This is a genomic window from Paraburkholderia sp. SIMBA_053 (assembly GCF_046534895.1).
Classification (GTDB): domain Bacteria; phylum Pseudomonadota; class Gammaproteobacteria; order Burkholderiales; family Burkholderiaceae; genus Paraburkholderia; species Paraburkholderia caledonica.
The window spans coordinates 1,112,489-1,124,152 of record NZ_JAWRXU010000002.1; the positions used below are offsets into that span (position 1 = coordinate 1,112,489).

General features: G+C 63.1%; 7 protein-coding genes. All 7 read right to left on the reverse strand.

Features of this window, described 5'->3' with window-relative positions; all coding sequences use genetic code 11:
• Positions 1-6: 6 nt before the first annotated feature.
• Positions 7-1,929 (reverse strand): PrkA family serine protein kinase, encoded by a 1,923-nt coding sequence (locus SB753_RS11470; protein ID WP_013339422.1) that lies wholly within the window; start codon positions 1,927-1,929, stop codon positions 7-9.
• 880 nt (positions 1,930-2,809) lie between these two features.
• On the reverse strand, positions 2,810-3,571 hold the full coding sequence (locus tag SB753_RS11475; protein ID WP_410800232.1) for a 2-keto-4-pentenoate hydratase: 762 nt from the start codon (positions 3,569-3,571) through the stop codon (positions 2,810-2,812).
• 449 nt (positions 3,572-4,020) lie between these two features.
• Positions 4,021-5,835 (reverse strand): methyl-accepting chemotaxis protein, encoded by a 1,815-nt coding sequence (locus tag SB753_RS11480; protein WP_410800233.1) that lies wholly within the window; start codon positions 5,833-5,835, stop codon positions 4,021-4,023.
• 481 nt (positions 5,836-6,316) lie between these two features.
• A complete protein-coding gene (rbsK, locus tag SB753_RS11485) occupies positions 6,317-7,240 on the reverse strand; it encodes a ribokinase (RefSeq protein WP_087752538.1) in 924 nt (307 codons plus the stop codon).
• An 80-nt stretch (positions 7,241-7,320) separates the two neighbouring features.
• Entirely contained in the window at positions 7,321-8,361 is a 1,041-nt protein-coding gene (locus SB753_RS11490) for a LacI family DNA-binding transcriptional regulator (RefSeq protein ID WP_410800234.1), read from the reverse strand.
• Positions 8,362-8,511: 150 nt separating this feature from the next.
• Entirely contained in the window at positions 8,512-9,588 is a 1,077-nt protein-coding gene (locus tag SB753_RS11495; protein ID WP_020070245.1) for an ABC transporter permease, read from the reverse strand.
• Positions 9,585-11,180, reverse strand: coding sequence for a sugar ABC transporter ATP-binding protein (locus SB753_RS11500; protein ID WP_408128013.1), 1,596 nt, complete (start codon positions 11,178-11,180; stop codon positions 9,585-9,587). Before SB753_RS11500 ends, SB753_RS11495 begins: the two co-directional genes overlap by 4 nt.
• Positions 11,181-11,664: the final 484 nt, after the last annotated feature.

The window sequence follows — 11,664 nt, forward strand, 5'->3', positions numbered from 1 at the left end:
TGCGGATCATGACGACTTGCGCACGCGCAAATACCAGTCACAGAGCAAGCGCACCTGCTTCGGCGTATAGCCCTTCGCCACCATCCGGTTGACGAAGTCTTCGTGCTTGCGTTGTTCTTCCGCCGAGCCTTTGGCGTTGAACGAGATGACAGGCAGCAACTCCTCCGTGTTCGAAAACATCTTCTTTTCGATCACCACGCGCAGCTTCTCGTAGCTGATCCATGCAGGATTCTTCCCTGCATTCGCAGCTCTCGCGCGCAACACGAAGTTCACGATCTCGTTGCGGAAATCCTTCGGGTTGCTGATGCCGGCGGGCTTCTCGATCTTCTCCAGTTCGGCGTTCAATGCCGCGCGGTCGAAGCTCTCGCCAGTGTCGTGATCGCGGAACTCCTGATCCTGAATCCAGAAGTCGGCATACGTCACATAGCGATCGAAAATGTTCTGCCCATACTCAGAGTACGACTCCAGATAAGCGGTCTGAATCTCCTTACCGATGAATTCCGCGTAGCGCGAGGCAAGCACGTCTTTAATGAACGACAGATACTTCTGCTCGGTTTCCGGTGGGAATTGCTCGCGCTCGATCTGTTGTTCGAGCACGTACATCAGGTGCACCGGATTCGCCGCGACTTCGGTCGAATCGAAGTTGAACACGCGCGACAGAATCTTGAACGCGAAGCGGGTCGACACGCCGGTCATCCCTTCATCCACGCCCGCGAAGTCGCGGTACTCCTGGTACGACTTCGCCTTCGGATCGGTGTCCTTCAGATTCTCGCCGTCGTAGACCTGCATCTTCGAGAAGAGGCTCGAATTTTCAGGCTCCTGCAAGCGCGTGAGCACCGACATCTGCGCCATCATTTTCAACGTGCCGGGAGCGCATACCGCATTGGCGAGCGACGAATTGCGCAACAGCTTCTCGTAGATCTTGATCTCTTCCGAGTAGCGCAGGCAATACGGCACCTTCACGACGAAGATCCGGTCGAGCAATGCTTCGTTGTTGCGGTTGTTGCGGAATGCCTTCCACTCCGACTCGTTCGAGTGCGCGAGAATCACGCCGTCGAAAGGGATCGCGCCGAAGCCTTCCGTGCCCTTGAAGTTGCCTTCCTGGGTTGCGGTGAGCAGCGGGTGCAAGACCTTGATCGGCGCCTTGAACATTTCGACGAATTCGAGCAGGCCCTGATTCGCGAGACACAAGCCGCCCGAGTAGCTGTATGCGTCAGCATCGTCTTGCGCATACTGTTCGAGCTTGCGGATGTCCACCTTACCGACGAGCGACGAGATGTCCTGATTGTTCTCGTCGCCAGGCTCCGTTTTGGCGATACCGATTTGCCGCAGGATGGACGGATAGCGCCGCACCACACGGAATTTACGGATGTCGCCGTTGTACTCGTGCAGGCGCTTGACCGCCCACGGGCTCAGAATGCTTTTCAGGTAGCGGCGTGGTATGCCGTATTGCTCTTCGAGGATCGGACCGTCCTCGTCGTAGTCGAACAAACCGAGTGGCGATTCGTTCACGGGCGAGCCCTTGATCGCGTAGAACGGCACGCGCTCCATGAGCTGCTTCAGGCGTTCCGCGATCGACGATTTACCGCCGCCGACCGGGCCTAACAGATACAGAATCTGCTTCTTCTCTTCGAGCCCCTGGGCCGAGTGCCGGAAGTAGGCGACCACCTGCTCGATCACCTCTTCCATTCCGTAGAACTCACGGAATGCGGGGTATACCTTGATGACCTTGTTCGCGAAGATACGCGACAGACGCGGATCGTTGCGAGTATCGATCTGTTCGGGTTCTCCGATTGCCGTCAACATGCGTTCGCCAGCCGTGGCGTACGCGGCGGGATTGTCTTTGCAGAGCGCGAGATACTCCTCGAGCGAGAGTTCGTCCTCTCGTGTTTTCTCGAAGCGGGTCGCGAAACTGCTGTAGATATCCATGCTACCTCCTCGCCGAAGTCTAGACCGATGTCGTGCGCGGCGCGCTATTCGGAAACGACATCGCTCGAATTCATCCTAAACCCTTTTAAATTTTTTTTCACGAACTACGTTGCGAAAATCGCGCCGCATTCGCCTCCCAACATTCATCACTTGGAAAGCTTGTTTCGACGACCTACAATCTTGCGCGTCGAACGATCGAACAGCTCGCTCACCAGGTGCATCCCAACACTTGCATTCACGCGATGGCTGCACACGCACACCGCGTACCTTGAAGCCAGCGCCTTGCAAAATTCGCGCTACGTCCCCGCTCTTTTTGCTATCGCACTTTCCTTCCTAACGCATGGACATGCGTTTGGTCTACATGTCTTCGCATCTGTTACATGTCTGTCGACCGCCGTCGCATGTGCGGCTCGCCGGCGTACTTCCATGCTGTTCGTCCATGTACGCGAGCTTTTGTTCCATCGCGATTCACATCGACTCAGAAATCGTTGTGCCGCTCTCCATGCTTCGCTATCGAGCCACGCTTTCCCTGCTTCGCCGCTTTGACATAACCGCGTCGACGACATGGTTGCCTGCATCGCTCACACTCACTCAGACTCTTGCAGAATGTGCGCCACCGGTATCGCGCATGTATGTTTCTTACCGCTCGCGGCCGCTCAGTGCGCTCTCTCTTCGCTGTCCCTTCGCTGTCCGTTAACTGGATAACGGCGCGGCATTCAAACGGTTCAATAGGGTATACGGCTAAGCAGTAAGCGCAGACGCATCAAATGTAAAACGGCCGCCCATGGCAGCCGTTAAACGTGGTGTTTGTAATGCGCCGTTACAAGAACGACATCGGATAGAAACCGAGCACCGTGTCACATCACACAGTGTCACGGCTTCAGGTCAGTTCGATCTCGACCTCTCCGAGTCCGTCGATATGGCCGCGCACAATGCCGGGTTTGCCCACATTGTGCGCACCGACATAAGAGCCCGTGGTCAACGTCCACTCCGGCTCGATCGTGATGCCCATGGCGGCGCAATGGTTGACGAACCACACTAGCAGTTCGCGCGGGTCGCCCGCGGGATTACCGGTCGCGTCCGGCACGAGCGAATTGCCGTCGAAGCTCAGCTCCAGTTCCGGCGAAACAAAATCGAAGCCGCGCGCGAGTCCCGCGTACGGCACCGGGTGGCCGGTGATCAATGCTCCGTTATTCTGGGCATCCGCGAGTTGTGCAAGAGGCGCGATGTTGGGCCATTCCGCAAAGCGGCTATCGACGATCTCAATGGCCGGCAGCACTTCGCCGACCAGCGCGAGAACCTCGTCGCGCGCGTAGGCACGGCCGCGGGGCTCGATCGCCTCGGAGAAGCGGAACGCGATCTCGAGTTCGAGCAGCACGCGAAAGAAGCCCGCGTGAGCGACTCGCGCGGGCGAAGGCAGCACCAGCGAAGCGGGGATCGGCGCGCCAGAGGCGGCCCCGCCGGGCACCTTCGCGCCGATCTTCCACGCACCGGTGGAGTCGCCGAGACCCTCGATGACCGCCTGCTGGATCGCGTAAGCGGTGGCGGCGTCCGGCGGCATCTGTTCGGGCACGAGCCCGTCGATCGGGCGATGCTGCCGCCGTGCTTCGACGAGGCGGTGCGCGAGGTCGTGTGGCGTCATGTCGGTCCTTTGTGGCTGGCGCATTTAACGGCTACTGCAGCGCGGTGGTTAGCGATGGTTCGCGATGGTTCGCGGCGATCAAGAGTAGTAAAGCGGCGACGAGACGTTGCTGAGCGGCACTTAGCCACGCGGCGGTTTGCGCGGCAGCGCCCCTCGGGCCCGGACAGCTGCAGCGTCGCCGACAGCCGACAGCCGCGATCCGGTCACGAATTACCGTAGCCGCGCCCGTCAATGTACCGGATCGTGAAGCCCGCCAGGGCGTCGGCCGCTCGACAAACGCGACTTAATGCACACGCCATAAAAAAACCGCGCTTACATAAGCAAGCGCGGTCTTTTTTTGCAGGCGGCTCAGTCGCCACGGCTTCCGCAGCCGACGCGTCGGGAACGATCATTGCAGCGCACGTTCCGGCGGCCCGAGCGGCGTACAGGCCACTACCTTGGACGTCCGGTCAGAACGTTTCCCAGTCCTGATCGCTGCCTGCGCTGGCGACGGCCGCAGCCTTGGCAGGCGCACGCGGCGCGGGAGCGGCTTTCGGTGCTGCAGGCGCGGTTGCCGGCGCGGCTGCTGCCGAAGGCGCGGGAGCAGCGCTTACATGCTGAACCGGCGCCGCTGCGCTTGCGCGCGGGGCTGCACGAGGCGCCGACCGCGGCACCGCTGGGGCAACCCGTGCCGGCGTCGGCAGATGCCGGGACAGCGAGCCGCCCGGCATCTGCGCGCCACCGTCTTGCAGTTGGAACACGGCGACCGCGCCGCGCAGCTTGCCGGCCTGGTCTTCCAGAGAAGACGCCGCTGCGGCCGCTTCTTCGACGAGAGCGGCGTTTTGCTGCGTCACTTCGTCCATCTGGGTGACGGCGCGCGCCACCTGGTCGATACCGCTGCTCTGCTCTTCAGAGGCCGCGGCGATTTCGCCCATGATGTCGGTCACGCGCTGCACCGCGCCGATGATCTCGGTCATCGTGCGACCCGCTTCGTCGACGAGCGCCGAGCCCGACTGCACGCGGTCCACCGACGTATCGATCAGCTCCTTGATTTCCTTGGCCGCCGCCGACGAGCGTTGCGCAAGGCTGCGCACTTCCCCTGCGACGACCGCGAAACCGCGCCCGTCTTCGCCGGCACGGGCGGCTTCCACGGCCGCATTCAGCGCGAGGATGTTGGTCTGGAACGCGATTCCTTCGATGATCGAAATGATGTCGGCGATCTTCGCGGAACTCTGGTTGATCTCGCCCATCGTGCCGACCACCTGGCCGACGACCGCACTGCCCTTGTTGGCGATTTCCGATGCATTGGCCGCGAGCGAGCTTGCCTGGCGGGCGTTCTCGGCGTTCTGCTTCACGGTGCCGGTCAATTGTTCCATGCTCGACGCCGTTTCTTGCAACGCGGACGCCTGCTCTTCCGTGCGCGACGACAGGTCAATGTTGCCGGCCGCGATCTCGCGCGTCGCGGTAGCAATCGACTCGCTTCCGCCGCGCACTGCGCGCACCGTTTCGGTGAGACTGCGCTGCATCTTCCCGATACCTTCGAGCACCTGCCCCATTTCGTCACGCGACGTGATGACGACCTGACGGCGCAGATCGCCCGCGGCGATCGCGTCGAAATGACCTAGCGCCTCGGCGAGCGGGCGGGCGATTGCCCGGCTGAGCGCCACATACGACAGCAGCGCCGCGAGGACACCGGCGACGAGCGCGCCGAGGCTGACCATGCGGAACATCTCGAAGCTCGACTGCGCGGATTCGAAACCCTGCCGGGCCTGATCGAACTGATATTTGCTGAGCGCCTCGTCGGCAGTCGCGAGTTCGTTGTAGGCCACCTGCATGCGTTTCGCGCCGTCGATCAACTTGCTCTGATCGCCAGCCGTAACGATGGCTGAGAACGCTTCGGCTTGTTGATGCAGTGCATCGCGCTTGCCGACCACGACTTGCGTGAGGCGTTCTTCCTCCGGCTCACGCGGCAGGTCCATGTACTTTTTCCACCACATGTCGGACGTGGCACGCATGCCGCGCGCGCGCTCCAGCGTCGCCGTGACTTCCGGCGTACCCATCATGAACGCTGCGCGGTCGAGCGCGAGACGCTCGCGCGCCGCGAACAACTCGGCGTTGCCGATGTTGACCGCGCTCGGCATCGAGTTCGTGAAGGTATCCTTGTACGCGTCGTTAGAACGGCCCATGCCGAATAGACCGAACGCGCCGATGCCGACGAGCAGCGCCGCGAGAAAAGCCATCGTCAGGCCGATCCGCGCCTTGATCGAAATTCCTTTGTTCAACATGCTTGTTCCTGTAGTAGACGGATGAGAGCGCGCGCTTAGACGCCTTGCTCTATTAGCCTCGTTTACGGCACGTAAGCGGGATACTTGAAGCGCTTCTAGTATGAAGAAAGGCGGTTGACGGAAGTTAGCAAGAAATGCAAGGAAGATCGCGCGGGGGGCGTGGTGCAGGAGATGAGACGCGGTGCGTGCAGCCGGGTTGACTGAGGCTGGGGTTTAGCGTTGAAGCGGGGAATGATGAAGTGGTGACTGGCTAGCTGCTATTTATTTAATCGGCCGACGGGCTCGGCACTCGGCTTTTGGCCCTCGCTGGTTCAGCCGCTCGGCGGATTAGCAGATCCGCACGAGCAAGAAACCGGGGCGGCGTGAAAGCGTGCCAAGCGCGGGTGCACGGCATACTCAACAAGCGCCGCACGCGCCGAACTTCGCAGCATGGCATGCAAGGATCGACGCCAACCGCCTCGCGCCGCCTTGATCGCAACACTCAGCCTTCCACTTCAGCCCACGTGGGAATCGACGGCTGCGCGCCCGCGCGCGTGACCGACAGCGCCGCCGCGCGCTGCGCGAAGCGGATCGCCGCATCCACGCTCGCACCCTGCGCGAGTTGCGCGGCGAAACCGCCGATGAACGTGTCGCCGGCCGCCGTCGTATCGACGGCTTTGACCTTCGGCGCGTCGTACAAGGCCGGTGCCGCGCCTTCGAGCGCCGCCTGCACACCGCGCGGGCCGAGCGTCACCAGCACGTTGCGCGCGCCGGCCGCGCGCAACACGGCAGCCGCAGTGGCCGCTTCTTCGGGCGAGCCGACGGGCAAGCCGGTCAACGTCGCCGCTTCCAGTTCGTTCGGTATCAGATAGTCGATGAGCGGCAGCCACTCTGCGGGAAGCGGACCTGTGGCCGGCGCCGGATTCAGAATGACCGTCTTGCCGAGCCGCCGCGCCGTGGCCAGCGCCGCTTGCACCGTGTCGAGTGGTGTTTCGAGCTGGCAGATCACCACGTCAGCGGCGGCCAGAACCGCTTCATGACGCGCAATAGTTTCAGGCGTCACTTCCCCATTGCTGCCGGCGACGATCACAATCGCGTTCTGACTCGCATCGTCGACGACGATCAGCGCGACGCCCGTCGCCTCGCGGCCGGTCTCGACCGCCGCGCAGTCGATGCCTTCCGCTTCGAGCCCCGCACGCAACTGGGCGCCGTTCGCGTCCGCGCCGACACAGCCGAGCATCGACACCTGCGCGCCGAGTCTGGCCGCGGCCACCGCCTGGTTGCCGCCCTTGCCGCCCGCGACCTGCGCGAACGTGCGGCCGGCCAGCGTTTCGCCGGGATGCGGCAAACGCGGCGCGCGCGCGACCAGATCCATATTCAGACTGCCGACAACTGCCACGCGTGCGCGCGTTTCGTTACTTGACACTCGTTTCTCCCGAAATCCAGCTTTCTAAACCTGCCGAAGTGCATGGCGGCTCGACACACGTCCAAGCCGGCCACCCGCGCTCAAGCCGCGAGATCGCGTTTTCCCGCGCCGGCCCATGCAGACGTCGATTCGCGCACGATGAGGCGCGGCGAGACCACACGTCGACGACCGGCTGGCCGCGGGCTCGCCGACGACTTGCCCGCGATGCGTTCGATCAGCGTCTGAGCGGCCATGTCGCCGAGCGCGCGCACCGATTGCCCGACGGTCGACAGCGCCGGATACGTGAAGCGTCCGAGTTCGATGTCGTCGAAACCGATGATCGAACAGTCGCGCGGCACGCTGATATTGCGCTCCGCCGCGGCGCGCAACGCGCCGATGCCCATCATGTCGTTGCACGCAAAAATAGCCGACGGCTTGAGCGTGTCGAACAGTTGCGCGGCCGCGCGATGCCCGCCGGTGCCCGAAAAATCGCTTTCGACGATCGCATTGGGCGGAATTTCGATGCCGCGTTCGGTCATTGCGCGGATAAAGCCGTGGACCCGCATTGCGCTCACCGCCGTCTCGACCGGCCCGCTGATGCAGCCGATCTGCACATGTCCAAGTTCGAGCAGATGACGGGTAGCCAGATACGCACCCTTTTCATGGTCGATCTGCACAAGATCGGCGTTGACGCCTTCAATATTGCGGTCGACGATCACGAGCGGCTCGCGCGCGTCGGCGAGAGTCTGCGCGAGTACCGCGTCGTCGCCGGCAGACGCAACGATCAGGCCGTCGATCCGCTTTTCCTGCAGCACGCGCAAATAATTGCGCTGCTTCGCTGGGTCGTCGTCGGAATTGCAGAAGAACACGCAGTAGCCGTTGCGGGCGCAACCGTCCTCGATGCCGCGCGCGAGCTCCGCAAAATACGGGTTCGTACTGTTCGGCACGACGAGTCCGATGGTCGCGGTAGCGCGCGCCTTCAGCGAACGGGCCACCGCCGACGGCACATAGTGAAGCTGGCGAATGGCGTGCTCGACCTTCGCGCGCACGTCTGCCGACACGGGACGCGAGTTGTTCACCACGTGGGACACCGTGGTGAAGGACACGCCCGCCACGGCCGCTACATCCTTGATCGTCGCCATAACCTGTTGCTCTCCCGCCTGTTTTTCCCGCCGGTCATGCTTACTGCCGACCTGCAAGACACCCTTATCGAAGGCACGTCACACTCGTCAATTCTTACGCTTTACTGCAAACAGCCCTGCAACCGCCCGACACGCGCTAATCTTCCGGCGTCAGGCACGCTTGCGGCGGCTGCGGTATGTGTCCAGCACCACTGCCACCACGATCACCGCGCCTGTAATCATGCGTTTGGTCGGCTCGTTCGCGCCGATCTGCGCGAGCCCGGCCGCCAGCACCGAAATGATCAACACGCCAAAAAATGTACTGATAACCGAACCGCGCCCGCCCATCAGACTGGTTCCGCCAATCACGACCGCCGCGATCACCTGGAGTTCCACGCCGACACCCGCGTTCGGATCGGCCGCCTCCAGACGCGAAATCTGGAATAGCGACGCAAGGCCGGCGAGCGCGCCCATCAGGGCGAACACGATCACCTTATAAGGCCGCGGATTGACGCCCGCGAGCCGCACGGCCTCTTCGTTGGTGCCGATGCCGACCAGATAGCGGCCAAACACCGTGCGCGTCAGCACGAGTTGCGCGATCACCATCACCGCCACCGCGATCAGAAACGCCGGCGAGATGCCGACCGCGATCGGGTTCGACAGGAAATCGAACGCGTCGCCGATGTACGCGGTGCGCGAATTCGTCATCTGATAGGCAAGGCCGCGCGCGGCTTCCAGCACGCCGAGCGACACGATGAACGACGGAATCCGCCAGCCGACCGTGACCGCGCCGGTAATCGTGCCGGTCAGCGCCGCGGCGGCGACGCCGAGCAGCGCCGACGGCAACGGGCCCCAGCCCCACTTCAGCGCCGCCACACTCACCACCGACGCGCCAAGTGCGAGCACGGAACCGACCGACAGATCGATGCCCGCAATGATCAGCACAAAGGTCATGCCGACCGACATCACGACCAGATCCGGAATCTGATTGGCGATCGTGCTGAACGTGTCGTACGTCAGAAAGTGCGAACTGAGCAACGAGAACAACACGATCATGCCGAGCAATGCGCCGGCAAGGCCGAGGTAATTCGAAAATCCCAGCCGCGTGCCGGCCGGCTTGCCGCTCGCGAGGGGCGCGGATGGATCGGCCGGGACCGCGTTCACGTTCCCGCTTGCATTGGTGTCGCCGTTTGCAGCCGCTCCGCCCTGCTTTGCGCCCGACGTTTCGCGCAACGATTGATCGGTCATGACAAACTCCCTGCTTCATTGGTATCGAGTGTGTGCAACAGCGCCTCGCGGCTGCGGTAGCCGGCAAAAGCGGCCGCCAGCAACGCGTCCTGCGACCATGTATCGCGTTCGAACACACCCGTCAGGCTTCCTGCGGACATCACGCCGATCCGGTCGCAGATCAGCATCAGCTCACGCAGGTCGCTCGACACCACGACGAGCGCGCGTCCTTCACGAGCCAGCGCACCCATCAAGCCATAAATATCGAACTTCGCGCCGACGTCGATGCCGCGCGTAGGTTCGTCGAATAACAGCACGCGGCAATCGCGCGCGAGCCAGCGGCCGATCACGACCTTCTGCTGATTGCCGCCCGACAGCTCGCCGACAATCTGCCCCGGTCCGGAGCTGCGAATCCTCATTGCGTCGATCTGCTTTTTCGCCAGCGCGTTTTCGCGCTTCGCATCGACGATGCCGTGCCGCGCCACGCTGCCGATATTGCCGAGCGACACATTGGCCGCAATCGGCTGCGGCAACAGCAGGCCCTCGCCCTTGCGGTCTTCGGTGATGAGCGCGATCCCCGCGCGCACCGCGTCCGACGGCGAATCGATCCGCACCGGCGTGGGCGGCGCACCCGGCGTGGCGGCCAGCGCCACCGTGCCGCTGTCTTTCTGATCGGCGCCATAAATCAGCCGCATCAACTCCGTGCGGCCCGCGCCGATCAGACCGCTGACGCCGAAAATCTCGCCCGCGCGGACTTCGAACGACACGTCGCGCACGACCTTGCCGCGCGTGAGCCGATCCACTTTCAGCAGCGGCGCGCCGATATTGCGCACGCCGAGATCGATCTGCTCGCCCAGTTCGCGGCCGACCATCCACGTGACGATTTCGTCGCTCGTCAGATTGGCCATCGCGTCGACGTGCACGAGGCGGCCGTCGCGCAGCACCGCGATCTGCTCGGCGACTCGCGCCAGCTCTTCGAGCCGGTGCGAGATATAGACCAGCGCGACGCCACGCGCCTTGAGCCTGTCGATCTGCTCGAACAGCAGGTCGACTTCGCGCGCGGTCAGCATCGCCGTTGGCTCGTCGAGGATCAGCACGCGGCAATCGTCGATCAGATTGCGGGCGATCTCCACCATCTGCTGATGGCCGATACCCAGCTCGCCCACTAGCGTATCCGGATGGATCGCGTCGAGCCCGACCTGCGCCATCGCGTGCCGCGCGTCCTCACGCAGCTTGCGCCGGTCGATCCAGCCGAAGCTGAACGCGCCCGCGCGCGGCAAGCGGTTCAAAAACAGGTTTTCCGCCACCGACAACGTGGGCAGCAGGTTCAACTCCTGCATCACCATCCGCACGCCGAGCGCTTCGGCTTCGGTCCGGCTGGCCGGCGCGTAAGGCTGGCCGGCGAGACGCATGGTGCCGGCGGTCGGCTCGACGAGACCGCCGATAATCTTGGACAGCGTGCTCTTGCCGGCGCCGTTCTCGCCGGTGAGCGCCAATACCTCGCCGGCGCGCAACGACAATGACACGTCGGCGAGCACGGGTTCGGCGTAAGTCTTGCCAATGCCGCTAACGGACAGAATGGCAGGCAAGGCGTCGTGGTCGGTTGAATCCATCGCGATCCTGTTTCACCGCGTCAGGCGTGCCTCGTACGATTGGCTCGACGAGGGCGCGTCCGGCGCCGTGTGGTCAATGCCGGCCCAGTGCGCGGAATGCGCAGGCGCTAAGGCTGCGCTCCCTCCGCCGCGCAGCCGCCGTCATGACGCTTACCTCTGAATTAACGGCGGCCCGGCAGGTTTCTTGAGCGGCTATTGAGCGTCCATTGAAAAGTAAGCGCGGAGTCGTTGTTTTTGGCGGCGCTGGTGGCGTGGTTTGGCCTGGTTGTGGCTGTGGCCTGGATGTAGCTTCGTGGTGGCGCGGCTGCGGTCTTTGCCTCGGCCTTGCTCTGCCATCGGCTTTGCTTACGCCTCGGCTTTCACTAAGACCTGGCACACCCGCAGCCGAATTCCCTGTCGTCATTCGCAGCCACCACTACAGCCACTACCAGACCCGTTCACGCCGAGATTCCACCTGCGTTCGCGTCGCCTCGTCAGCGCGACT

Coding starts and splice junctions, on each gene's coding strand:
- SB753_RS11470 (WP_013339422.1), bottom strand. CDS start 1,929: ATGGATATCTACAGCAGTTTCGCGACCCGCTTCGAGAAAACACGAGAG.
- SB753_RS11490 (WP_410800234.1), bottom strand. CDS start 8,361: ATGGCGACGATCAAGGATGTAGCGGCCGTGGCGGGCGTGTCCTTCACC.
- SB753_RS11480 (WP_410800233.1), bottom strand. CDS start 5,835: ATGTTGAACAAAGGAATTTCGATCAAGGCGCGGATCGGCCTGACGATG.
- SB753_RS11495 (WP_020070245.1), bottom strand. CDS start 9,588: ATGACCGATCAATCGTTGCGCGAAACGTCGGGCGCAAAGCAGGGCGGA.
- SB753_RS11475 (WP_410800232.1), bottom strand. CDS start 3,571: ATGACGCCACACGACCTCGCGCACCGCCTCGTCGAAGCACGGCGGCAG.
- SB753_RS11500 (WP_408128013.1), bottom strand. CDS start 11,180: ATGGATTCAACCGACCACGACGCCTTGCCTGCCATTCTGTCCGTTAGC.